Source organism: Synechococcus sp. CC9311 (assembly GCF_000014585.1).
GTDB lineage: Bacteria > Cyanobacteriota > Cyanobacteriia > PCC-6307 > Cyanobiaceae > Synechococcus_C.
The window spans coordinates 1,760,162-1,783,674 of sequence record NC_008319.1 but is presented as its reverse complement, the minus strand read 5'-3'; the positions used below and the strand labels follow the sequence as shown (position 1 = coordinate 1,783,674).

27 protein-coding genes are annotated in these 23,513 nt (G+C 54.7%); 15 read left to right on the top strand and 12 right to left on the bottom strand.

The features are described from left to right. Positions 1–2: 2 nt before the first annotated feature. From pyrH to SYNC_RS09210, 4 genes are all read right to left on the bottom strand, one after another. On the bottom strand, positions 3–710 hold the full coding sequence (pyrH, locus tag SYNC_RS09225; RefSeq protein ID WP_011619919.1) for a UMP kinase: 708 nt from the start codon (positions 708–710) through the stop codon (positions 3–5). 140 nt (positions 711–850) lie between these two features. Further along, positions 851–1,555, bottom strand: a complete 705-nt coding sequence (gene cobO / locus SYNC_RS09220) for a cob(I)yrinic acid a,c-diamide adenosyltransferase (RefSeq protein WP_049750347.1) — start codon at positions 1,553–1,555, stop codon at positions 851–853. Continuing rightward, entirely contained in the window at positions 1,552–2,217 is a 666-nt protein-coding gene (locus tag SYNC_RS09215; protein ID WP_011619917.1) for a class I SAM-dependent methyltransferase, read from the bottom strand. The genes cobO and SYNC_RS09215 overlap by 4 nt, the downstream gene beginning before the upstream one ends. Beyond that, complete coding sequence (locus SYNC_RS09210) at positions 2,217–3,398, bottom strand: site-specific integrase (protein WP_011619916.1); 1,182 nt, start codon at positions 3,396–3,398, stop codon at positions 2,217–2,219. Before SYNC_RS09210 ends, SYNC_RS09215 begins: the two co-directional genes overlap by 1 nt. A gap of 72 nt (positions 3,399–3,470) precedes the next feature. On the opposite strand from SYNC_RS09210, the gene hemH reads away from it, so the two are divergent. The 5 genes from hemH to SYNC_RS09185 are packed head-to-tail and all read left to right on the top strand — an operon-like array spanning position 3,471 to position 8,837. Beyond that, positions 3,471–4,646 carry a ferrochelatase gene (hemH, locus tag SYNC_RS09205; protein ID WP_011619915.1) on the top strand — a complete coding sequence of 392 codons (1,176 nt, stop codon included), beginning with the start codon at positions 3,471–3,473 and terminating at the stop codon, positions 4,644–4,646. Positions 4,647–4,706: 60 nt separating this feature from the next. Then, positions 4,707–6,488, top strand: a complete 1,782-nt coding sequence (gene ilvB, locus SYNC_RS09200) for a biosynthetic-type acetolactate synthase large subunit (protein WP_041426644.1) — start codon at positions 4,707–4,709, stop codon at positions 6,486–6,488. Next, positions 6,485–6,910, top strand: a complete 426-nt coding sequence (locus SYNC_RS09195; protein ID WP_011619913.1) for a hypothetical protein — start codon at positions 6,485–6,487, stop codon at positions 6,908–6,910. The genes ilvB and SYNC_RS09195 overlap by 4 nt, the downstream gene beginning before the upstream one ends. Before the next feature lies 1 nt (position 6,911). Then, positions 6,912–7,130: a GIVxVP protein gene (locus SYNC_RS09190; protein WP_011619912.1), complete on the top strand. Its 219-nt coding sequence runs from the start codon at positions 6,912–6,914 to the stop codon at positions 7,128–7,130. Positions 7,131–7,169: 39 nt separating this feature from the next. Next, positions 7,170–8,837, top strand: coding sequence for an NAD(P)/FAD-dependent oxidoreductase (locus SYNC_RS09185; protein ID WP_011619911.1), 1,668 nt, complete (start codon positions 7,170–7,172; stop codon positions 8,835–8,837). Here the strand turns inward: SYNC_RS09185 and pgeF are convergent. The 3 genes from pgeF to SYNC_RS09170 are packed head-to-tail and all read right to left on the bottom strand — an operon-like array spanning position 8,829 to position 11,844. After that, entirely contained in the window at positions 8,829–9,647 is an 819-nt protein-coding gene (gene pgeF / locus SYNC_RS09180; protein WP_041426643.1) for a peptidoglycan editing factor PgeF, read from the bottom strand. The two genes, SYNC_RS09185 and pgeF, sit on opposite strands and share 9 nt — an antisense overlap. Continuing rightward, a complete protein-coding gene (locus tag SYNC_RS09175) occupies positions 9,644–10,558 on the bottom strand; it encodes a Tab2/Atab2 family RNA-binding protein (RefSeq protein ID WP_011619909.1) in 915 nt (304 codons plus the stop codon). The genes pgeF and SYNC_RS09175 overlap by 4 nt, the downstream gene beginning before the upstream one ends. Continuing rightward, entirely contained in the window at positions 10,555–11,844 is a 1,290-nt protein-coding gene (locus tag SYNC_RS09170) for a S1 RNA-binding domain-containing protein (RefSeq protein WP_041426642.1), read from the bottom strand. Before SYNC_RS09170 ends, SYNC_RS09175 begins: the two co-directional genes overlap by 4 nt. Positions 11,845–11,900: 56 nt before the next feature. On the opposite strand from SYNC_RS09170, the gene SYNC_RS09165 reads away from it, so the two are divergent. From SYNC_RS09165 to folE, 6 genes are all read left to right on the top strand, one after another. Next, positions 11,901–12,746: a creatininase family protein gene (locus SYNC_RS09165; RefSeq protein ID WP_041426641.1), complete on the top strand. Its 846-nt coding sequence runs from the start codon at positions 11,901–11,903 to the stop codon at positions 12,744–12,746. A 71-nt stretch (positions 12,747–12,817) separates the two neighbouring features. After that, the gene (locus tag SYNC_RS09160; RefSeq protein ID WP_011619905.1) at positions 12,818–13,546 is read left to right on the top strand and encodes an aldehyde oxygenase (deformylating); all 729 of its coding nucleotides are present in this window, start codon (positions 12,818–12,820) and stop codon (positions 13,544–13,546) included. A gap of 157 nt (positions 13,547–13,703) precedes the next feature. After that, positions 13,704–14,750 carry a long-chain acyl-[acyl-carrier-protein] reductase gene (locus SYNC_RS09155; protein WP_011619904.1) on the top strand — a complete coding sequence of 349 codons (1,047 nt, stop codon included), beginning with the start codon at positions 13,704–13,706 and terminating at the stop codon, positions 14,748–14,750. 20 nt (positions 14,751–14,770) lie between these two features. Next, positions 14,771–15,760 (top strand): acetyl-CoA carboxylase carboxyltransferase subunit alpha, encoded by a 990-nt coding sequence (locus SYNC_RS09150; protein WP_011619903.1) that lies wholly within the window; start codon positions 14,771–14,773, stop codon positions 15,758–15,760. A gap of 24 nt (positions 15,761–15,784) precedes the next feature. Then, complete coding sequence (locus SYNC_RS09145) at positions 15,785–16,492, top strand: SDR family oxidoreductase (protein ID WP_011619902.1); 708 nt, start codon at positions 15,785–15,787, stop codon at positions 16,490–16,492. An 11-nt stretch (positions 16,493–16,503) separates the two neighbouring features. Further along, positions 16,504–17,247 (top strand): GTP cyclohydrolase I, encoded by a 744-nt coding sequence (folE, locus tag SYNC_RS09140; RefSeq protein WP_011619901.1) that lies wholly within the window; start codon positions 16,504–16,506, stop codon positions 17,245–17,247. 43 nt (positions 17,248–17,290) lie between these two features. On the opposite strand, the gene SYNC_RS09135 is transcribed toward folE, so the two are convergent. Next, a complete protein-coding gene (locus SYNC_RS09135) occupies positions 17,291–17,788 on the bottom strand; it encodes a hypothetical protein (protein ID WP_041426640.1) in 498 nt (165 codons plus the stop codon). A 25-nt stretch (positions 17,789–17,813) separates the two neighbouring features. Continuing rightward, on the bottom strand, positions 17,814–18,497 hold the full coding sequence (locus SYNC_RS09130) for a phosphoribosylanthranilate isomerase (RefSeq protein WP_011619899.1): 684 nt from the start codon (positions 18,495–18,497) through the stop codon (positions 17,814–17,816). A 73-nt stretch (positions 18,498–18,570) separates the two neighbouring features. Here SYNC_RS09130 and SYNC_RS09125 point away from each other — a divergent pair, with 73 nt between their 5' ends. Then, complete coding sequence (locus tag SYNC_RS09125; protein ID WP_011619898.1) at positions 18,571–19,833, top strand: site-2 protease family protein; 1,263 nt, start codon at positions 18,571–18,573, stop codon at positions 19,831–19,833. Here the strand turns inward: SYNC_RS09125 and SYNC_RS09120 are convergent. Next, a complete protein-coding gene (locus tag SYNC_RS09120) occupies positions 19,746–20,582 on the bottom strand; it encodes a ligase (protein ID WP_011619897.1) in 837 nt (278 codons plus the stop codon). The genes SYNC_RS09125 and SYNC_RS09120 overlap by 88 nt on opposite strands. 7 nt (positions 20,583–20,589) lie before the next feature. Between SYNC_RS09120 and SYNC_RS09115 the strand changes: the two genes are divergently transcribed. Then, complete coding sequence (locus tag SYNC_RS09115) at positions 20,590–21,357, top strand: sulfite exporter TauE/SafE family protein (protein ID WP_011619896.1); 768 nt, start codon at positions 20,590–20,592, stop codon at positions 21,355–21,357. Positions 21,358–21,369: 12 nt separating this feature from the next. Here SYNC_RS09115 and SYNC_RS09110 read toward each other — a convergent pair whose 3' ends face one another. Further along, positions 21,370–22,359 carry a hypothetical protein gene (locus SYNC_RS09110; RefSeq protein WP_049750346.1) on the bottom strand — a complete coding sequence of 330 codons (990 nt, stop codon included), beginning with the start codon at positions 22,357–22,359 and terminating at the stop codon, positions 21,370–21,372. Then, the gene (locus tag SYNC_RS09105; RefSeq protein WP_011619894.1) at positions 22,359–22,850 is read right to left on the bottom strand and encodes a CRR6 family NdhI maturation factor; all 492 of its coding nucleotides are present in this window, start codon (positions 22,848–22,850) and stop codon (positions 22,359–22,361) included. Before SYNC_RS09105 ends, SYNC_RS09110 begins: the two co-directional genes overlap by 1 nt. Positions 22,851–22,929: 79 nt before the next feature. On the opposite strand from SYNC_RS09105, the gene psaM reads away from it, so the two are divergent. Both psaM and SYNC_RS09095 read left to right on the top strand, forming a co-directional pair. Next, positions 22,930–23,034 carry a photosystem I reaction center subunit XII gene (gene psaM, locus SYNC_RS09100; RefSeq protein ID WP_041427056.1) on the top strand — a complete coding sequence of 35 codons (105 nt, stop codon included), beginning with the start codon at positions 22,930–22,932 and terminating at the stop codon, positions 23,032–23,034. Between the two features lie 61 nt (positions 23,035–23,095). Further along, positions 23,096–23,482, top strand: coding sequence for a hypothetical protein (locus SYNC_RS09095; RefSeq protein ID WP_041426638.1), 387 nt, complete (start codon positions 23,096–23,098; stop codon positions 23,480–23,482). Positions 23,483–23,513 lie beyond the last annotated feature (31 nt).

Below are 23,513 nucleotides of genomic sequence, written 5' to 3'. Positions count from 1 at the left end.
GACTAGTTGCTGATACGAGAACCGATGGGCTCACCGGCCACGGCTTTGCCGATGTTGCCAGGTTCAAACAAATTGAAAACAACAATCGGGATGTTGTTGTCTTTGCAAAGAGCGATGGCTGTGCTGTCCATCACGGCGAGCTCTCCGCTGAGCACTTGTTGGAAGGTCAAGGAGTCGTAACGGACGGCATCAGGGAATTGATGCGGATCTTTGTCATACACACCGTCAACCTTGGTGGCTTTGAACACCACATCAGCACTGATTTCGGCTGCGCGTAAAGCAGCTGTGGTGTCGGTGGTGAAAAACGGATTGCCACAACCTGCTCCAAACACGACCACCCTGCCTTTTTCTAGATGTCGCATCGCGCGTCTGCGGATGTAGGGCTCAGCCACTTCTTGCATTTCAATGGCGGTTTGCACGCGGGTGGGAATGCCGGCTCGCTCCAGTCCGTCTTGCAGGGTGATGGCATTCATCACGGTGGCGAGCATGCCGACGTAGTCAGCGGTGGCGCGATCCATGCCTGCGGCTGAACCTTTCAAACCTCTGAATATGTTTCCGCCGCCGACGACAATTGCCAACTGCGTGCCAGTGGCAACAACTTCGGCAACATCTCTGGCGATGGCCTGAACAATTTCTGGATCAATTCCGTAGCCCTGATTGCCCATCAGCGCTTCACCGCTGAGCTTCAGGAGGGCACGCGCGTAGGCCATTCAATATCCTTATCTTTAGGACAGTAGCAAGGCTGTTCTTAAGGGATCGAGAAAGCTGATGTGCTTCTGATCTTGCCCTGCCAACTGGGTATGGAAGTCACCCAGATCGCTGTGGACGCATTGATTAGACCTCGATTTGTTCAGAACTCAATTCCTTGCTGTGCTTTGACGCCCTGCTCCCGGAATGGGTGCTTGACGAGGGACATTTCCGTAACTAAATCGGCTCTTTGGATCAGCCCGTCCGGAGCTCCTCTGCCGGTGAGAGCAACGTGGGTGAGCTCAGGCCGCTCTTCGAGGCCTTGCAGGACTTGATCCAACTCGAGATAGCCAAGTTTTAACGCCACATTCACTTCGTCCAGCACCACAAGCTTTTGTTTGGGATCTCTGAGATAAGAGAGCGAGGTGTCCCAAGCTGCTTGCACCAGCTGACGATCACGTTCACGATCTTGCGTCTCCCAGGTGAAACCCTCTCCGAGTGCATGCCAACTCAGCGACTCTCCAAAGGCTTTTAATGCTTTGGCTTCTCCAGGCTCCCATCCACCTTTGATGAATTGGACAACGGCAACACGGTGTCCGTGACCCAGAGTCCTTAAGGCCAGGCCCAGAGACGCGGTGGTCTTTCCTTTGCCGTGACCGGTGAAGACCAGGACCAATCCCTTTTCAACACTTCGCTCTGAGACACGTTGTCGCTGCACGTCTTGTCGGCGTTCCATGCGCTTTCTGTAAGCATCCGCGTCTTTCTCTGGGGCTAAATCGCCTCCCATCCCCAGTGACTCGGCTGATTGATCTAACCCTGATGGGTCCACAGACGATGGCTTTCCGGCTGACGTTCGATCCGAGCTCATGGCATCTTCCCTGTGACCTCCAGCATGCCGCTGGAGGGGCAGCGTGCTGTGATGCGTTGGAGAGCAGACCCGGCCAGAACAGACTGCTCAACACTGGTAAAGCCGATCTCCTGCAATTGCTTGGGGATATCGTCCTCGAGCAATGCAATCGCAGTTTCTGTCTCAAACAAAGCGCAAAACAGCTGTTGGGGGAGTTGCAAAAGAGGACCGGCAGGATGGAGATCGATAACCACAAGCCAGCCGCCTGGTTTGAGTAATTCCAAACAGGACAGCAACACCTGCTGACGTTCTGTCCGTGGGAATTCATGCAGCGCCAGGCTGATTTGAATGGCATCAAAGCTGGCTGGTGCGCAGGGCGGAGCTTCTGCCAGCCCCTCAATGCATGTCAGGAGTGGGTAGCGGGTTGCGGCGAGTTCCAGAACCTTGGGTGAGACATCGAGCCCCGTGACCTGAAATCCTGCTTCGATCCAGGGCGCCGCCGCTTCTCCTGAGCCGCAGCAGAAGTCCATCACCCTGGCACCCCTTGGCAGAACAGGATCGAGCGCTTCGAGCCCAAGACGGCGGAGTCGATCTACACCTCCAACACTCAGCGCAGAGATCCCTGTGACGGTGTCGTAAATCCAGCGATAGCGATAGGCCAGTTGGCGCAGAGGTGATCTCATCAGGCTTCTCTCCTGGCCAACGCGGCATCGACGGCCTGCTGTTGATCTCGCCTGGTGATCCAGTGGTGATAGGTGCGGGTGTGAATCGCTACGGAATGCCCCATCATCCTGGCAGCCACGGTATCGGGAAGTCCAATGTGGATGGTGCGTACGGCCCACGCATGGCGCAGGTCATAGGGCGTAAGGGGAACGTCGTACCTCCTGAATTGCTCTGCTACACGCCGTCCAACTTGTTGAAGTGTGGTCTGGCGAAGATCGGTGCAAACCGGAGGGAGCGCCGCAGTGTTAGAGGCGAGATGCGTCAAGTTGAAGCGATCCACCCACTCCGGATGGAAGGGCCAAACCTGATGCTCACCGGTTTTGGTTGTGGGAAGAACGCGAATCACCCTGTCTCCTCCATCAGCCAAAGCCGAAACATCTGTGAAAAACACTTCATGGTTGCGAAGTCCGTAGGTGGCCATCAGCCCATAAACAAGTCGCCAACCTGGATTCGGAATACGCAGCATGGCTTCGAGAATTTGCGGGTCGCTAGGTAACTGCCGAAAACGAGCGCGGTGCAGGCCGTATCCGCCTGCCTCTGCACGCCATGCATCCGGAAGGGGCAGGTTTTGATGACGGGCGAGTGCCCCTAGGGCAGTGGAACACTGTTGGCGACTCCGGCTTCCATCGTGATAACTGTTCAACGTCAGCAGTAATAGGTCAGGAGTCAGGGCCGATTGGTGTTCAAGAGCCAATGCCTTGAGACGTCTTAGGTAGGGCTGGTAGGCCCCGCTCCAAGTGGTGCGGCTTCCCGCGGGGGAGCGACGACGACGGGGATCTGCGAAAAACGCTTCTTTAAACGTCTCCAGATCGCGATCCAGAGGATTGGCAAGCGTGGTTGATGTGCCTTTTGAGTTGTTGTTCTGCTGAATTTTTTGCTTCGGTAACCATTGGTCCCATGCAAAAAGCTGTCTTTGTAACTGCAACTCCACAAGCTGCAAGATGCGCTCAGCCTCTTTCAACCCATTCAGGTCGGCGAGCAGTCCAAGACTCAGGCGCTGAGTTTTCCATTGGTTGGGTTGCTGGCGGCATGGCAGCCGTCCACGCAGATTGAGTTTTTGTCCTCGCCGCTCCACACGAAGACCGCAGCCCTGCTCGGCCAGGGCCGCATTGGCAGCCTTTAGAGCGGTGTCGAAGTTCATGACCCTGTAAAGACAGTGTCACCATGACGTTGATGGGAGTTACGCTCAACCCCTTAATACAAAGAAACTTCGATGGCTCGGGTTGGCATTCTTCTGCTCAATCTGGGTGGACCAGAACGGATTCAGGATGTTGGCCCTTTTCTGTACAACCTGTTTGCAGATCCAGAGATCATTCGGCTGCCGAATCCGATTCTGCAGAAACCCCTGGCTTGGTTGATCAGCACGTTGCGAAGTAGTAAGTCGCAGGAGGCCTATCGCTCAATCGGCGGCGGCTCACCTCTGCGCCGAATCACCGAGCAGCAAGCGCGAGAGCTGCAGAGTCTTCTGCGCCAGCGGGGCGTGGATGCGACCAGCTACGTGGCTATGCGCTATTGGCACCCGTTTACCGAGTCGGCGGTGGCTGATATCAAGGCTGACGGCATTGATGAGGTTGTCGTCCTTCCCCTCTATCCCCATTTCTCGATCAGTACCAGCGGTTCGAGCTTCCGCGAGCTCCAACGGCTGCGGCAAATGGATGAGCGGTTTGAGGCGTTGCCTTTGCGCTGTATTCGTAGTTGGTACGACCATCCAGGCTATGTGCGTTCGATGGCCGAGCTCATCGCCGAGCAGGTTCGAGCCAGTGATGACGTTGAACACGCGCACATCTTCTTTAGCGCCCACGGAGTGCCGAAGAGCTACGTGGAAGAGGCCGGAGACCCCTATCAGCAGGAGATTGAAGCTTGTGCGGCTCTGATCATGGCTGAATTGGAGACCATTGTTGGACATTCCAACCCACACACTCTTGCTTATCAAAGCCGAGTTGGGCCGGTTGAATGGCTGAAGCCCTACACAGAGGAAGCCCTCGAAGAGCTCGGACGGGCGAAGACGCAAGATTTGGTGGTGGTCCCCATCAGTTTCGTGAGTGAGCACATTGAAACGCTCGAGGAAATTGACATCGAATACCGCGAACTTGCGACAGAGTCAGGGGTCGTGAATTTCCGACGCGTTCGGGCTCTGGACACGTATCCACCCTTCATTTCTGGATTGGCTGATTTAGTCGTCGCCAGCCTTGAAGGCCCTGAAGTGAATCTCGACCAGGCGGCCGAACTTCCTACCACCGTGAAGCTCTACCCCCAGGAGAAGTGGGAGTGGGGTTGGAACAACAGTTCTGAAGTGTGGAATGGACGCTTGGCAATGATTGGTTTTTCCGCATTCCTTCTCGAGCTGATCAGCGGCCATGGCCCACTGCATGCTGTTGGTTTGCTTTAAACAGTGCCAATTGGCCAGATGGCCACTTAATCTTGAGGGTCAGATCCCTGTGAGGCAGCCGTGACCCTGACATCCGTTCCCACGGCCGCGGATGCATTGGATTGGAATGGTCAACGCCGTATCACCGGCGCCCACGCCTTGATGAATGCCCTCAGGCTCCATGGGGTCGACACCATTTTTGGCTATCCGGGCGGTGCGATTCTGCCGATCTATGACGCTCTGCACATTGCTGAAAGTGAGGGCTGGCTGAAGCACATTTTGGTGCGTCATGAGCAGGGCGGCACCCATGCGGCCGATGCCTATGCCCGCGCCACTGGTCGGGTTGGCGTCTGTTTCGGGACATCTGGACCAGGAGCCACCAACCTGGTCACAGGCATTGCCACGGCCCAAATGGATTCTGTTCCAATGGTGGTCATTACAGGTCAAGTCCCTAGGCCTGCGATTGGGACTGATGCTTTTCAGGAAACAGATATTTTCGGCATCACTTTGCCGATCGTGAAGCACTCCTGGGTGGTTCGTGACCCAGCTGATCTTGCTTCCGTCGTTGCTCAAGCTTTTCTGATTGCTTCGTCAGGTCGCCCTGGCCCTGTGTTGATTGATATCCCTAAAGATGTAGGGCAAGAAGAATTCGATTACGTCCCAGTTCAACCGGGATCGATTCAACCTCCTGGGTTTAGGCAGCCAGCTAAGCCTGCAGTTCAGGAGGTGATCGATGCTCTTGCCTTGATGCGTAAGTCGAGTCGTCCCCTCTTTTACGTCGGGGGTGGCGCGGTCAGCGCAGGTGCCCACGACAGCCTCCGAATCTTGGCTGAGCGCTTTCAGATCCCTGTGACCACCACCCTGATGGGGAAGGGAGCTTTTGACGAAAATCATCCACTCGCCTTAGGCATGTTGGGGATGCATGGAACGGCATATGCCAACTTTGCAGTCACAGACTGCGATCTGTTGATTGCCGTTGGTGCTCGTTTTGATGACCGCGTGACAGGCAAGCTCGACACGTTTGCTCCCAAGGCCAAGGTCATTCATTTTGAGATTGATCCTGCGGAGGTTGGTAAGAACAGGTGCCCCGATGTGGTCGTGCTGGGTGATGTGGGTTTAAGCCTTGCTCAACTTGTGGATCAGAGTCGACCGCATTCCGCCGAGTTGACAACCTCGTCTTGGTTGGAACAGATCAACAGCTGGAAAGAGCTATATCCGCTCACCATTCCTGCTAAGGAAGGAGCGATCTTTCCTCAAGAAGTGCTGTTGGCTGTTCGTGATCTCGCGAGTGACGCGATCATCACCACTGATGTAGGCCAACATCAGATGTGGGCTGCGCAGTACTTGCGCAATAGGCCGCGTTGTTGGATCAGCAGCGCAGGACTGGGAACCATGGGCTTTGGAATGCCAGCTGCTCTAGGGGCTCAGGTGGCATTCCCGGATCAGAAAGTGGTTTGTATTGCTGGTGATGCCAGCATCCTGATGAATATTCAGGAACTAGGAACACTGGCTCAGTATTCACTTCCTGTGAAAGTTGTGATTGTGAATAACCACTGGCAGGGAATGGTTCGGCAGTGGCAAGAAAGTTTTTATGACGAGCGATATTCAGCATCCGACATGCTCAATGGCATGCCTGATTTCAGTGCATTAGCCAGGGCTTTTGGGGTCGATGGAGTCAAGATCACTGAACGAGATGATTTGCACAGCAAGCTGAGTGAAGCCTTTGCATCACCCCGTCCAACCCTTATTGATGTCCACGTCAGACGCGGTGAAAATTGTTATCCGATGGTTCCACCAGGCGCCAGCAATGCACAGATGGTGGGTCTTCCTTCCCATCCTGAGTTGGCTCAGGATTCCAGATGATCATGTCCGGACTGCTCCATCTTCACGGCCAGCGATCGCGGTTTGCGCACCGTTTGCGGAGATGCTCTGTGATCCGTTTTTGCTCCAGTCTTCTGATCCTGTTGGTGCTGGTGTCTTTCCCAATGAAGTCCATGGCAGCAGAAGTGTTGCAAGTGCGTTCCTCCACCCTTCTTCAGATTGGTGATCGCAACCGCAATTACAGCGTTCGTTTGGCATGTATCGCAGTCGATCCTGTCAATGAAGAGGCTGCCGTTGAGCTTTTGAAAAAAGCGGTGCCTCGACGCAAGCGCGTGAACCTGCGTCCAGAGGGAAATGAAGAGGGTGTTTTGATTGCTCGCGTTACTCCCCTTGATGCCGATCAGGACCTTGGGGTTTCCCTGGTCACAAACGGCTTGGCCACGCAAAGTTGCACCGAAGGCTGAGATGGAAAAAAATCGCTTCGCTGCTGGCATCGTGATGGTGCCCTGTTTACTTCTATCAGCTGCTTTTTTTAGTACGGCGGTCTGGGGTGATGTGCCAGGCGAGAATCAACCCCTCGCCCTTGGACTTGGAGGGTTGCTTTTGGCTGCAGGTTTGTTCGCTCTATTGATTCCATCATCAAGTCCGGAGATAAAAGAGGACGAAAAGGATCCCTCTGTCTAAATTTTCATAAGGAGCTAGTGAGGGGAGTTTTTAAAGCCGGTGTTGCGACTTAGTGAGCTCCGTCTTCCTTTGGATCACGGCCCTGATGATCTGGAGAAAGCGGTTCTGCGTTGCCTGAAGATTCCCCCGGCACGTCTCCTGCATTGTCAGTTGGTTAAGCGGAGTGTGGATGCTCGTCGTCGCGATCGCATTCAGCTGATTTATTCCGTTGATGTAGCAGTGGAAGGCGAAGCGACTCTGATGCGCCGAAGGCATGGCGATCGAAGACTTCGTGCGACCCCAGACACCCACTACAAATTTGTAGCGCAGGCTCCGGAAGGGTTTGGCGGGCATTCCGAGCAGCGGCCTGTGGTGGTTGGAGCTGGTCCCTGTGGTTATTTCGCCGCTCTTCTTCTGGCTCAGATGGGGTTCCGCCCGTTGTTGCTGGAACGGGGACAGCCAGTCAAACAGCGAACAGCCGATACATTTGGATTTTGGCGCCGAACGGCTGAGTTCAATCCCGAATCCAATGCCCAGTTCGGCGAGGGCGGTGCCGGAACCTTCTCGGATGGGAAGCTGTATAGCCAGGTTAGTGATCCTGATCATTACGGCTGCAAAGTTCTGGAGGAACTGGTGGCCTGTGGAGCGAATCGCGAGATTCTTACGGAGCATCGACCCCATATCGGAACCTTCAAATTGGCCACGGTGGTGAGGGGGCTGCGGGCCAAAATTGAGGCGCTCGGCGGGGAGGTTCGTTTCGGCAGTCGGGTTGATCAGCTTCTGCTGGAACCCTGCGGTGGACCTCATGCTTCAGGTAAGTCGCAGCAAGTGGTTGGCCTGTCCTTGTCGGATGGGACGGTATTGCCCTGCCGTCAGGTGGTGTTGGCTCCAGGGCATTCAGCTCGAGATAGCTTCAAGATGCTTCAGGAGGTTGGAGTCGCTCTTGAAGCAAAGCCCTTTTCTGTCGGCTTTCGCATTGAGCATCCCCAGGCCTTGGTCGATGAAGCTCGCTGGGGGCTGAATGCAGGCCATCCACTCCTCGGGGCGGCGGAATACAAGCTCGTTCACCATGCTGAAAATGGTCGCTGTGTCTACAGCTTTTGTATGTGCCCAGGCGGGTTGGTGGTTGGAGCTACCTCTGAGAAGGGCCGGGTCGTCACCAACGGCATGAGCCAGCATTCGCGCAATGAGCGCAATGCCAACGCAGCATTGGTTGTTCCTGTAAATGAGGACGACTTGGCGGCCTATGCCGCCTGGCCAGGGGATCCCTTGGCTGGTCTTGCCTTCCAGCGTGCGCTGGAACACAAAGCCTTTGTTCTCGGGGGGGCTGATTACAGCGCTCCAGTTCAGCGGCTGCAGGACTTTTTGGCTGGACGGCCAACAACGGAACTCGGTGCGATCGGCGCTTCTTATCAACCTGGTGTGTCGCCGCGTGATTTACGCAGCCTTCTCCCGACGTCAATGGTGGAGGCATTGCAAGAGGCTTTGCCGCGTTTTGCTCGTCGCATCAAGGGGTATGACCATCCAGATGCGTTGTTAACAGCAGTGGAGACCCGCACATCGTCTCCCCTGCGGATTCCTCGTGACGAACATTTCGAGTCGATCAATACGGTGGGACTTACCCCTGCTGGAGAAGGGGCTGGCTATGCGGGGGGGATCCTGTCTGCAGCGATTGATGGAATACGAGTGGCAGAGGCCGTGGGTGTTCGGCTGGGTTCCTCACTCTGAGGAGTCGGCAGCTTGACCAACGATTCCGCTCCACTGAACCGCTTTGACCTGATCTCGACGCCAGGAGTGGAACAAACTTGGCTCTGAAATGGTGCAGAGAGGGCAGAGATTGATTTGTTGCTCTGGAATACCGCAGCCTTGCAGCTGCTCCTGGGCGGCAAGACGGATGTCGAGGCGACACTTGTTGGGGGCTGGATCGGGCAGAAGGATTCCCATGGCTTCTAATTCGGTAATCGCTAGAGATCGATCGGAATGGAGAGCTTGTCCTACCTGCTCTGCCACGTCGATCTGTACCTGATAGAGAGCACCACTGACTGCTGGACCTAGGGCAACAATTAGGTTTTCCGCTTTAGCGCCTCGCGTTGCCAAACGTTGTATTGCAGCAGGCAGAATGCCACTGGCGACCCCTCGCCAACCGGCATGACAAGCAGCAACGTGCCCGCTGGTGGGGTCTGCAAGAAGAACGGGCGTGCAATCGGCGCCGCAAACCCAGAGGCTTTGGCCACCACGGTCGCTGACCAAACCGTCGGCATCAGGCCAGGGAGAAGAGGTGGCGTCTCCAGCGTTAAGAACTCGGTTGCCGTGGACTTGTTGGGGGCGGTGGACACTCACTCCCGCAGAGAGATAGGCCGCTAAGGCATCTGGCCCGCGGTTGTGCCAAAGACGGGTGAAAAATCCATGCTCGAATCCTGCGGCCTGTATTGCATCCGAGGTGAGGTAATAACCGCCGTAGCAGCCCACCCATGTCCATTGCTCAAGTGTGTTGAACAGGTTGTCGGGCTGCTGGAACGGATCGGCAGCTGAGGTCATGGTTCCGCTTGATCCCGCAGCATCCAAAACCCTTCAAATCGCTCAGCTTCTGGTGACGTTTGAACAGCGATGAATTGCAAACCTTCGGCGTGCTCAGAAGCCCCCTTCATCAGGTCTGAAACGTGCTTGGCTTCCTCAGAACTGAGATCGCTTACGAGCCAGCAGTCATCTTGACCCGCTTCCAACAGAAGTTGGGTACCGCTCACCTTTAGGCGAACAGGTTCAATCCCACCGAGGAGACCAGCCAGGGCTAATCCTCTGGTTTGACTAAACAGGCGTAAGCCTGGGATGACTTGGTCATCCTTAATCGTGATGGGAACTGGGAGCAGGCCTCGGAATCCGATGGGCCATCCTGCGGCTTCACGTAAGGCTGAAGCAGGAAGTTCGGCCCAATTCCAGGCATCACCGCGTACGGATTCTGGTAGGGGACGAGGAGGTGTGCTGATGAGTGCTGGCGGGGGAGCAAGAGGCCCTGCCATATACCCCTCTTCATTGGGGTACAGATCCTGTTCGCGTTCAGCGATCCAATCCAACAATGCATAAGTTCGACGGCTTGGCACCATCTCGAGACCTAGTTCAGATGCAGCCCTCTGAACCATGGTGCGCATGGAGCTTCTCCACGAGCGCAGCTTTCGAGGCTCTGACCAGCCTTGCTGTTGGGCGGCTGCAATCGCTTCGGTGAGAGCGCTGGTTAACCAGGTGGAATTGACGCTGCCGGCAGGGCATCGTTTTTCAAAGCGAAAACTGCTGGTCGTTCCCTCAGAGGGAGAGCTGATAATCAGCAGCTCCCAACGTTTTTTGCCATCAGGCTCGAGGATGGGTCTGGAATAAAAATCGAGTTCCCAGTCTCCTGAAAGGATCCCGCTTGAATGTTCATTCGCATCGTTCTGGATCTGTTCGGCGGAGATCATCCAGCTGATTGCTCCTGTTGCTTCAGGACGTTACGAGCCCTGTTGGCTCGATCGGTTGCTTCCGCCATCACTTTGTCTTTTTCAACAAGTAATTCACCGGGCTGTCCTTCCAGCATTGCCGTATTTAGTGCGATACGTCCGCGACCAGGATCCAACTCCGTGATCAACGCTTTAACAGCATCGCCCTGATCGAAAATTTCACGCATCGACCGCATGCTCCCTCCGGTGATGGCGGATTGATGCAGAAGTCCGCTGATCCCTCCCAGATCCACGAACAGTCCATAGGGCTTGATGGCCGCCACATGACCTTCCACTAGTTGTCCAATTTCTAGTTCGGAGAAACGAGCGGCAGTGGCTGCTCTCTTCTCAGAAAGGACCAATTTCCGTGTTTCAGAGTTGACCTCGAGGAAGGCCACACCCAAGGTTTTGCCTACCAACGTTTCATGGTTTTCACCGTCTTGCAATTGGGAACGCGGGATGAAGCCTCTTAGTCCTTCTAGATCGCAGGTCACACCACCACGGTTGAAACCGGTGACTTTGACCTGAGAGACCCTGCCGTCTTTCTCAAGCTGCTTCACCTTGTCCCAGCTCTGACGTAGGGCGAGAGCGCGGCAGCTGATGGTGACCATCCCATCAGCATTTTGTTCGCGAGTCACCAAAACTTCAATTTCGAGACCCTTGGGGAATCTCTCCTTCAGGTTGGTGATCACTCCGAGACCACATTCGTTCTTAGGCATAAAGCCAGGGGCCTTGCCGCCGATGTCGACATAAACACCATCGCTTTCCATTCCGATCACAGTTCCAGTCACCACTTCACCTGTTGTGCCAACAGGTTCGTTGGCATCGAGGGCGGCTAGGAAAGCACCTTCGTCGAAATCAAAGTCGTCGACACTTCGATTTGAAGTTTTGGCAGGACGTGGAATGGACTTCGAGGACTTTCCATTCGAATCGGATGGGCCGAGAAGATCGGCCATGCTCATGCCACTGAACTCATCGGTCCCAAAGCGAACATCGTCGTCGTCTACGGCCGATGGCTTAGCCGTCGATGTAGGAGCCATGGGGGGCTTAGCCGTTGTGTTCTGAGCTCTTTGCGCAGCTTTCTCCAACTCAACAGCTCGTGCCATCGCCGCATCTGCGGCCGCCCGCGCTTCTTCCGCCTCACGATGGAGGCGGTCCTGTTCGTCTTTGCGGCTGATATGCATGACCTGCAACGGCTTGCGTGGAGGCTGCGCTGCCGGGCTTTGCCCTTTGCTCTCTATGGAATGTTGGCTTTCTGATCCCGCCATGGGTCTCAATATCCTCGATCAGCCAGTCTGGCAGGAAATGGGAGGCCTGTCGGCTCATGACTGCACAAGCTCACTTGGGTCTTTCAACGACACGACGCTTGGACAAGTTGAGTTGGCCAGAAGCGGAAAAGGCCTTGCAGCATTCCAGTTCCACCGTGGTTTGGCCAATGGGCGCTTTTGAACAACATGGCCCCCATCTCCCACTTGCTACTGACGCTTTATTTTCCGAGCGAATCCTCTCCTCTGTGTTGTCAGAGCTTGCTCCAAACGCCCCGATTTGGAGCCTTCCCTCGCAGTCCATTGGGTTCTCGCCAGAGCATTCAGGCTTCCCTGGAACCTTGAGCTTGTCCTCGGGATTGTTGACCCAGCTGATCCTTGAGGTGGGTAAGCAGTTGTGTACTCAAGGGGTAAAACGTTTGGTGTTGTTCAACGCCCATGGGGGGCAGATCGGATTGCTGCAGGCTGCGGCGAGGGAGCTGCGAGTTCAATCGCCATCGATGGCGATTCTTCCTTGCTTCATGTGGAGTGGTGTTCCCGGTCTAGATGCATTAATTCCTGGAGATGAGCTAACGGGCGGACTGCATGCCGCTCAGGCTGAGACAAGTTTGATGCTTGCTCTCGAGCCGGAGTTGGTGGGGGAGGCACGGCCTGTAGATGGTGACCATCGCCAGCCTTCCTCTCTCGCTACCCCCCCGCCCGGCTGGAGTCTTGAAGGGGCGGCTCCTACGGCTTGGTTAACGACTGACTTAAGTAATAGTGGGGTAATCGGTGATTCACGCGCCGCCAGCATCGAATGTGGTGAAGCCTTGGAATCCTGTCTGGTGCGCCATTGGGTGCACCTTTTTGGCAGTTTATTGGCGAGTGATTGGCCCCCTTCTCAACGTGTTGCGGTTGTCAACTGACCCTTTGAGCACGTCTGTTCTGTTCAACACTGGTTACAGTCGTCGACATTGCTGATAACCGGAAGAGAATCATGCCAACCCTTGACTCCACATTAGTCGCTGTGCTCGACGATCAGCAGGGTTTGGCAGAGCTACCTGATTTCACGACCGATGCTTACAAAGATGCTTACAGCCGCATCAACGCCATCGTGATCGAAGGCGAGAAAGAAGCGCATGACAATTACCTTTCATTAGGCACGCTGATCCCTGAACAGGCTGAGGAACTCGCCAAGTTGGCGAAGATGGAAATGAAGCACATGAAGGGCTTTACCGCCTGTGCAAAAAACCTGGACGTTGTGGCTGACATGCCCTTTGCTCAAGAGTTTTTTGCCCCCTTGCATGGCAACTTCCAATCTGCTCTGAAAGAGGGGAAGGTGGTTACTTGTCTGCTCATCCAAGCGCTATTGATCGAGGCCTTCGCGATCTCGGCCTATCACATTTACATCCCTGTTGCTGACCCCTTCGCCCGCAAAATCACTGAAGGTGTCGTTAAAGATGAGTACACCCACCTCAACTATGGCCAAGAGTGGCTGAAGGCCAACTTTGAGGCAAGCCGCGATGAGTTGATGGAAGCCAACAAAGTGAATCTTCCTCTCATTCGTTCGATGCTCGAGCAGGTGGCTGCTGATGCTTCTGTTCTCCATATGGAAAAGGAAGATCTGATCGAAGATTTTTTGATTGCCTATCAGGAAGCTTTGAACGAGATCGGGTTTAGCTCCCGCGATATCGCTCGCATGGCGGCAGCAGCACTATCTATCTAACTGCTTTTAACCCAACGGTGTTGCGGATGGTGGGCGTCAATTTCGCCCTTGTCCGTTCACCCTGAACCCGCCCCGTGCTTAGGTGGATGCCAAATCCATCGCCTGATCGGTTGATGCGATTCAGATCCCTACTGTTAAGTACGACCTTCGGCAGCACATGTTTGGTCTGATCGGACATTCCACCAGTTTTGAAGCTGCTAGGCGTAAGGCTTTAGAGCTGGGTTTCGATCACATTGCCGAGGGTGATCTCGACGTTTGGTGCAGTGCACCGCCTCAGTTGGTAGAGCATCTTGAAGTCACGAGCCTGACTGGAAAAAAAATTGAAGGCGCCTATATCGATTCCTGCTTTGTGCCAGAGATGCTGAGCCGCTTCAAAACGGCAAGGCGCAAAGTGCTGAATGCCATGGAGCTAGCTCAGAAGAAAGGCATCAACATCACGGCTCTGGGTGGTTTTACTTCGATTATTTTCGAGAATTTCAACCTTCTGAAGCATCAAACCATTCGCAGCACCACGCTGGAATGGGAGCGATTTACGACTGGAAACACCCATACGGCATGGGTCATCAGTCGACAGGTTGAAATCAATGCGCCTTTGCTTGGTATCGACCTCAGTAAGGCTCGGGTTGCGGTGGTGGGAGCTACTGGAGACATCGGGAGTGCCGTTTGTCGATGGTTAACGCAGCGCACTGGAATTAAAGAGCTACTCATGGTCGCTCGTCAGCAACAGCCCCTGAAAGACCTGCAACAGGAATTGGAGGGCGGCCGCATTCTCAGTTTGGATGAAGCGCTTCCCGAGGCTGATGTTGTGGTCTGGGTAGCGAGTATGCCCCGCACGTTGGAAATTGATTCGGATCGCCTACAGAAACCCTGCCTGATGATTGACGGTGGCTATCCCAAAAACCTTGATTCTCGTGTTGCTGGACAAGGTGTTCATGTCCTAAAGGGAGGCATCGTTGAATTTGTATCTGATATCGGCTGGACCATGATGGAGAATGCTGAATGGCAGATGGAGAAGCCTCAGCGCCAAATGTTTGCTTGCTTTGCAGAAGCAATTCTTCTCGAATTTGAGGCTTGTCATACCAACTTCAGCTGGGGTAGGAACAACATCACCCTTGAGAAGATGGATTTCATTGGCGCTGCTTCGGTCCGTCACGGTTTCTCAACTCTCAACCTTCAGGGGCAGCTTCAGGCTGCCGCTGCCTGACGTTCACAGATCCGGTTTTCATGGCACGTCGCCCCCTGCTCGAGTTTGAAAAGCCACTCATTGAGCTTGAACAGCAGATTGAGCAAATTCGCCAGTTGGCAAGGGACTCAGAAGTTGATGTCAGTCAGCAGTTGCTTCAGCTTGAAACCCTTGCTGCTCGCAGACGCGAAGAGATTTTTCAAAACCTGACTCCAGCGCAGAAAATTCAGGTTGCTCGCCATCCTCATCGTCCGAGCACTCTGGATTTTATTCAGATGTTCTGCGATGACTGGGTTGAGCTCCATGGTGATCGACGTGGTAGCGACGATCAGGCTTTGGTGGGTGGCCTCGGTCGCATCGGTGATCGCTCGGTGGTGCTATTAGGGCATCAAAAGGGTCGTGACACCAAGGAAAACGTGGCTCGAAACTTTGGGATGGCGACCCCAGGTGGATATCGCAAGGCCCTGCGATTAATGGAGCATGCCGATCGTTTTGGTCTGCCGATTTTTGCTTTTATCGATACTCCTGGTGCTTATGCGGGCTTACTGGCCGAAGAGCAGGGCCAGGGTGAAGCAATCGCTGTCAACCTCCGTGAGATGTTCCGCCTGAGAGTGCCAATTATTGCCACTGTGATTGGGGAAGGCGGATCTGGTGGTGCTCTTGGAATTGGTGTTGCTGACCGGCTTCTGATGTTTGAACACAGCGTTTATACGGTGGCGAGTCCTGAGGCCTGCGCCTCGATTCTCTGGCGTGATGCAGCCAAAGCACCGGAAGCGGCGGCGGCGTTGCGCATCACCGGCAAAGACTTACTCAGTCTTGGTGTGGTTGATGAGGTGCTTGCGGAACCGTCTGGGGGAAACAATTGGGCCCCGCTTGAGGCGGGAGCAACGCTGCGGGAAGCTCTTGAACGCAATCTGTCTGAGCTTTTGGCACTCCCACCGCAGGAATTGCGGGATCAGCGTTACCGAAAGTTTCGAGCGATGGGCCGCTTCATCGATCAAGCCTCGTCAGATGCTGATTCAGCTTCTTAGGATTATCGGGATCGCTGAGGCTCATTGCCCTCTGTACTAATTACCGGAGCATCTCGCGGCATTGGCCGTAGTGCTGCTCTTGCTTTCGCTGAAGCTGGGTGGGATCTCATCCTGTTGTCGCGCAGCGAAGCACCTCTTCAATCTCTTGCCACCGAATTGGCTTCGACCGGTCAACGCATCGTGTTCGGAGCTGTAGATCTCACCAAGCCTGAGGAGATCGCTCCAGGGGTGGCAACATTGCTCAGTCAGGGGCTTACACCGTCTGTACTGATTAATAATGCTGGTGCTGCTTGGACAGGAGGGCTACTTGAGATGCCCCTGGATCGCTGGGATTGGTTGATGCAGCTCAATCTCACCAGTGTGTTTCAAATGTGTGCTGCCGTGGTTCCTGCTATGCGCGATGCAGGTGGACTGGTGATCAACATCAGTAGTCATGCTGCTCGAAATGCTTTCCCGAATTGGGGTGCTTATTGCACAGTGAAAGCAGCCTTAGCCAGCTTCACGCGTTGTCTTGCTGAAGAGGAAAGGGCTCACGGGATCCGCGCCTGCACGCTCACGCTCGGTGCTGTTGATACGTCACTTTGGGACTCGCCAATGGTTCAAAGCTCTTTTGACCGGCGTGCCATGCTCCCAGTCGAGCAGGCTGCTGTTACACTTCTTCATCTTGCGCAACAGCCGTCCACACAAATTGTTGAAGACCTCACTTTGATGCCAGCTACTGGTGCCTTCTAAACACCCCTGACATGACTTCTACTTTTCCTGCTATCTCCAACGGCACTTTGCCTCAACTCAATACTGGAGTTCAGTCCGTTTCTGAGAGAATCCGCCAGAGACTAATTGATCAGGGCATTTCTTTCCTGGCCAATGACAACGTTGCAGCATTCATCGAAACAGGTGAGCTCGATGAGCTCGAGATCGAGGTTGCTGATCGTGTTAGGGATCTTCTTCGAAGCCTGGTCATTGACATTGAAAATGATCACAACACTGCTGAGACCGCCGAGCGGGTGGCTCGGATGTATCTCCGTGAGGTGTTCAAGGGTAGATATCATCATCAACCCAAAGTTGCGAGCTTCCCAAACGTCAAGCAACTGGACGAAATTTATACTGTTGGCCCTATCACCGTTCGCTCTGCCTGCTCCCATCACCTTGTTCCAATTATGGGGAACTGCTGGATCGGAATTAAGCCCGGTGATCGTGTGATTGGTCTTTCTAAGTTCACCCGAGTAGCTGATTGGGTGTTTTCAAGGCCTCACATTCAAGAGGAGGCGGTCATGATCCTTGCCGACGAAATTGAACGCTTGTGTGCTCCCCAGGGGCTGGGAATCATTATTAAGGCCCAGCACTACTGCATGAAATGGAGAGGTGTGCGTGAACCTCAAACCAGCATGGTGAATTCAGTTGTTCGTGGCGATTTCCGTCATGACCCCAGCCTTAAGCAAGAATTTTTTGAGCTTGTGCGGCAACAGGAATCGATGCTTAATACTTGATTATTAGGCTGTTCTGATGGTGATCAGCAGGAGTTAATCGGTGTTATTGAATTGGACCGATCACATTGCTGCTCACCCTGCTCACTTCTCCATCACTGGTTGTGACAACCATCACAGCCATCACTTTTGCGCCGAAATTGGCTTGGTTGATTCGATAAGTTTCTTCGTTGGTATCAGTCAATAGTGTCCAAGGACCATTGTCTTGACGTTGGTACCAATGAATATGAACACTGTTGATCTTGTTTGCTTGCAGATCAAATTTGGCTCTTAGGAGTTGTCCTTCTTTGGCTTCTCCAGTCAGGATGAATTGCTTCAGTCCTTGGATGGTTTGTGTGATGTGACCTTCCCTCTGGAGGTCTGTTGAGATCTCTTTGTCGAGAACGTTGATCTGTTTCTCAGGATCTGCCGTTAACCCTGGAACGCACTGCAAGCTTCCGTTTTCAAGACGACAACCTGGCAGCATTCCTTGCGCTTGTGTTGAGACAGGAAAAAGATTGATCCATGAAACAAGCAATACAGATGTTGCAGCCCGATAGGCCATGAAAATTGCTCTAATTGAACACAACTTATTGCCGAAGTGGTTCGTTGTCATGAACGGCTTGAACAAGGGCACGAACTTTGTTGAGGTCTTTCACTCCCGGTTGCGACTCAAGACGGCTTGATGCGTCGAGTCCATAGGGCGATACCAGGCTGAGAAGTTCAGGGACCCATTCGGCGCTGATTCCTCCAGCCAACCACCAGACGGTGTTTGGTTTGAGCTGGTCATGCAAGTGGGTGAACCAGCTTGGGTTTAGACGGTGGCCGGTGCCACCAAGTTGATCAGGGCTCCAGGCATCAAGCAACAGGGCGTCGGTGTGCGGTTCAAAGGAGCTGAGTTCACTCAGATCGTGTTCAGTCCGCAATTTCAAGGCTTTCCACCAGCGCACTTTGGGATGGCGTTGTTTCAGCTGGATGCAGCGCTCTGGCGTCTCCGATCCATGGAGTTGAACGACGGTTGGCGTGCCCTCTCCTTGAAGTGCGCTTCCAATAGCGTGATCGGAGGGATCGGCGACCACCCAGACCCGCTCAACAGTCGGATGCAGCTTTTCCAATTCCATAAAAATGAATCGTCGACGCGGCTCCTCGACGAAACGGGGTGTTTGGTCCACGCCGATCACGCCGATCGCCTGCGCTCCCATGGCAGCGATGAAACAGGCTTGAAAATGATCGGTGAGCCCACAGATCTTCAGAGCGATAGCCGCGTCGGACATTCGATCTAGGTGCTCGAGTGGTTCCTTTCTAGGATTGGACCACGGGCCACGGCAGTGCCCAAAGGAGGAGCCCATGGGCGATGGCTGGCAGCTGATTCGGATTTGCGGAATTCCGCTTCGGATCCAACCGAGCTGGTTCATCATTTTGGGGTTGTTAACCCTTGCTTTTCAGCAACAGGCCGCGACTCTCCCTGAAGCATCTAGTGCGCCAGTCTTGAGCTGGTTATTGGGTTTGGCCACTGCACTCCTCCTGTTTGTTTCGCTGCTCTTGCACGAACTGGGGCATTCCCTTGTCGCGCTAAGGGAAGGCATCAAGGTGAGCAGTATCACGCTTCACTTGATTGGAGGCGTTGCCCGTATGGAACGGGAATGCTCTACGGCGATGGGATCGTTCCGAGTGGCCGCGGCTGGTCCAGCGGTCAGCCTTGTTTTGGCTGGCATGCTTTTGGCTAGTCAGCACGCGGCAAACCATGCCAATCCTTTGCTGGGCAATCTTGTTGGTCAGCTTGGTGTTCTGAATTTGGTCCTGGCTATTTTCAACCTTTTGCCAGGACTGCCTCTCGACGGCGGCTTGATTCTTAAAGCGCTTGTCTGGCAATTCACAGGGAGCCAACGCCGCGGTATCCAGGTGGCTACGGCCACGGGGCGATTTCTCTCCCTGGCAGGGATCTTGCTCGGCTCTTACATCTTTCTTCGTGGTGGTGGATTGATGGGCCTATGGCTTGTGATGCTGGGTTGGTTCGGCATGGGAGCCTCGCGGTCCCAGTCTCAGACTCTGGCTCTGCAGCAGCTCTTGATCAACTTGCTTGTAGGGCCTGCTTCTTCCAAACGTTTCCGGGTGTTGGAAGCCGATCAAACCTTGCGCAGCCTCAGCCAAATGCGCTTGAGAGGAGCTGAGTCTGAGAGCGATCTCATGCCCGACTGGGTGCTCATTTGTCGGTCTGGGCGCTGGATCGGATATATCACTGATCAGCCACTGAAGGACCTCTCTGTCCAGTACTGGGATCAACAGACGGTTGGGGAGCACATGCGACCACTGGCTGAACTCCCTTCTCTTCAAGAGTCAGATCCACTCTGGAAAGCCGTTCTCGCACTCGAGCAAAGTGAACATGGCCGCTTACTTGTAACCGGTGCTGCTGGTCTTCCCTCCGGAACTCTCGATCGCAGTGATGTAGGCGAAGCAGTTTTGAAGGGATTGTCCCTCAAATTGCCGGCCTCCCTCCTCGAAGCCTCCAGGCGCCGAAATGACTACCCCTTTGGCCTACCTCTTCTCCAGGCGGTTATGTCCATGCGTGCCTCAGGATTGTTGGATGAGACCTCAGAATCATTGACTTGATAATTGGAGGCGCGTTCCGCTACGAGCTGCTGTTCCAGACCACTCATTGGAGTCACGCCCCAGCGGAGTCCTGGCCAGATCTCTGAAATCGCCTCGGTAAGAGCTATTTCCACACTGGCAGCCGAAGGCGCGCTGGGCTGCCAACAAGGTGGCGCTGTTCCAAAGACCTCTTTCCAAAGCTGTTCGGACGGGGCCAAGGGGATTTCACCGTGCTGCAAAAGGTGCCCCTTTTGCCAAAACTGGGCGCTGCCGATGCGTTTTTGCCCTGAAGGATCCACTAAATCGGCCGCGGTGGCGCTTGCAAAGCAATGTTGGCTTCCAGCGAGGGCAGGATCATCCCCTGGATGAAGTTCAAGGCCGAGTCGCGCTAACCCAGAAGATATCCAGGCGTTCACCCGGCGATACGCTTCGCGTCGCTGTCGGGGTGGATCCGGCCAGATCAGGGCGTAGGTCAGGCCACCGCCATGCAGAACAGCCCCTCCACCGCTAGGACGTCGGACCATGTTTAAGCGTCTGTTTCGTAACAGATCGAGCCAATGATTGGAGCGTGGTGTCTGGTGGCGACCGAGTGACAACCAGGACCCTTCCCAGTGATAGAAGCGGAGCACCGGGCCAGGGTTGCTTGTGCTTTGGCACTGTTTCAACAACAGGGCATCAAAGGCCATGTGTTCTGGACCTTGGCCTGCGATAGCTGGGATCAGTCGGCCGAGAGTTTCGAACTCAGACCGGCAGGATGCAGGAATCGACATGGCCGGAATGGAGATTTTGGATTGGCTACTGGTGGTGCCTCTGGGACTGCTTGCCGGGGGATTGGCCGGTCTGCTGGGAATTGGAGGTGGTTTGATTTTTGCCCCTTTGTTGCTCTGGATGGGGTTATCACCGCATCAGGCTTTGGCGACAAGCACTTTTGCCATTGTGCCGACTGCACTCAGTGGCACGGCCACACACCTTCGCGCTCGAACTGTGCCTGCTCAGGCTGGATTGGCCATTGGTATTGCCGCTTTTGTGACGGCGTTGTTCTTCAGTCGCCTGGGGCGCTTGGCCGCTGGATGGCATTTGTTAGCGCTTCAATCGCTGCTTTATCTATTTTTGGCTTCCACGATTCGTTCGCGTCCCCACGATTCGGGCTCTGATTCCGATCAGACGTTGTCGCTTCCAGGACTAACCGCGGTGGGTGGTTTGGCAGGATTTGCAGGCGGAATGCTGGGCTTAGGAGGAGGGCTCGTGATGGTGCCCGTGATGGTGCGTGGGTTGGCAGTCCCGATTCGACTCGCGATCCGATTCAGCACAGTGGCAGTGGCGTGTTCCACCGCGGCGGCGTCTTTTCAGTTTCTTTCTGAAGGGAGAGGTCAACCCACTTTGGGGTTGATTCTGGGTGGAGTGGCAGCGGTGGGGGCTCAGTGGAGCGCATCGCGTTTGGATGAGGTGAGAGCCGATCGGCTGGCCTGGATGCTGCGGGGACTAGCCATTCTGTTGGCTTTAGATAGTGCTCGAAGAGCATTTCAGCTTGCGCTCCTGGGTTGATTCAGTGGGCCTTCAGCTGGATGTAAGGGAGATGAGTGGCTGAATGCCCAGGGCGATCGTCAAGCTCACGATCAGGCCAACCCCCGCTTTCCAGATGTCTTGGCTCAGATTTTTACTGAGGTGAGCGATAGCGTTCGTTGAGCGATCATTCTCAGCTGATCGTTGTCTCAACGTCAGGGCAATTTCGCGGCCGCCTAGAAGTCCGAGAAAAACCCAAGTCGTACTGAGGGGGAAGCTGCTGAGCTGGGTCTGTGTGAGCAGACAGATCGCAAACATGAGATCGATCACGGTGGCTGAGCGCAGGTCCGCTGCGTTGGTTTTTGAGCGCAGTACCTCCTGGATAGGTCCCCCTCCAAGACTCACCAATGCGCATAGTCCTGAACACAGCGCGGTGGTGCAAAGCAGCATCGGAATGAAGCCAATGCGGCGCGGTAAAAAAATAAAAATGTTCGCCAGATCCTGCACCAGCCAGAGGCTCCAGAGCGAGCCTGTTGAGCACCACTGAAGGCCGTACCAGAGTCTGTTGAAATCGGAGCTGGCTTGATGTTTTTGTTTGAATAAGCTCTCGAGCAGCGTTAAACCCAGCCCCCAGACGGCGAGCCCCAGGCTGAGGGAGAGGAGATACCCCGAGACAGATTGCTCAACAAGCGTGCCGATGTTTCCCGGTACAAACGCTGAGAGCACAAGAAAGGAGGTGCTCACAGGAGCCCCCCACGCCGTGAGGGCTAGCACCGCAATGGGTGGAATGAGGTAAGGCCAGGTGAAGCAATCAGGTTGAGGAAAGGCTGTGAGACGCCCCCAGGCCGGCTCCCCGTCGTTGATGAACCAGCCCACCATCATCACGCTGGCTGTCATCGTGCAGAGAAACACCATTTGCACGCCTTTGGGAGTGCATTGTTCGTTGGATGACAGGTAGCTCCCTAGGGTCTGCAGCGAATCATTGGCAGTCACCGAATAGGCGGCCAGCAGGAAGCCGATCACCATCCAGGGTGTGATCTCCATCAGTGTTGATCAAGGAGGGTCCAGAACGCTGCATCCACCTCGTAGCCAATGGTGGCGGCCATCTGGAGCAAGTTCCATCGCTGAGATTGAGGAAGTTGTGCTCCCAGGTGATCGAGAAGCATGAATCGGTGGGTGATCCAGATTTCCAGGGCTTGAGGGTCGAAGCGAATCCCTTCACTTGGACTGAAGTCGTGGGGAACCACCATCGCCACATGTTGGATCAGGCTTCCGCCTGATCGTTCCAGCACTAGGGGCAGCCAGGGGTAAACGGCATCTGCCCTGAGGGCCCAAAGACGTGGTTCTGGGCATTCACTCAGCTCTCTAGGATCATCGGCATCCCGTGGCCAGTTGTACTGGAGCTCTAACCCTGCTCCATCGTTGAGGAGGTCTGTGAGCGGCCGCTCCATCCATGGGTTCAGCGCCTTGAGATCAAGCGTCTGAATGGCAACGGCATCGATAACAACCGGTTCCGTCCGACTTTGGGCATCCATGGTGGTGTGACAGGCCTTTGCGAATGATGGCTTGTAGAGGGGGTTAGGAGAAAGAATGGTGGAGCGTTATCAATCCGTCATGGTCACTTCTATTACTCAAGCTGAAGTTTTGATCGCCTTAGTGGTGGCTGCCCATGCCGGTGTGTTGGCTGTGCGCTTGTGTGTGAGCTTGTATCGGGCATAAACAGACGTATTGGTTGCGCGATGGACTCTTGCAGTCTTTGTCCGCTGCGTTAAAAGCGGATATGGCTAAGGCAGCTTCATCGCCAACACGACAACGATCGAGGTCATCTGATCGCTCCGCTAAGGCCCCGGTCGATGCAGTAACACGTGCTGCCCTGATTCAAAATCAGGGTGATCGTAGAGACATGCTCTGCAGTGGCCTCGCACTGGCTGTGAAAATCGGCCTGATTAGCCTTGGTGGCGTCAGCCTTGTCAGGCTTTCTATTGCTTACCAGGAGCGCTTAGACCGCCATGGAGAGCTTGCTGCTGTTGTGGATGTGGAGACCAACAAGCTCCGTGGCCTACAGCAACGATTTGACCGTTTGTTCACTCTCGGTGGAAGAGACCGCCTGATGGATGAACAGGATCAGTGGATTGCTCCAAACCGTCTTCGCATTATCTGGCGCTGAACCCCTGGTTCTTTGAGAGTTGCCTCCCATG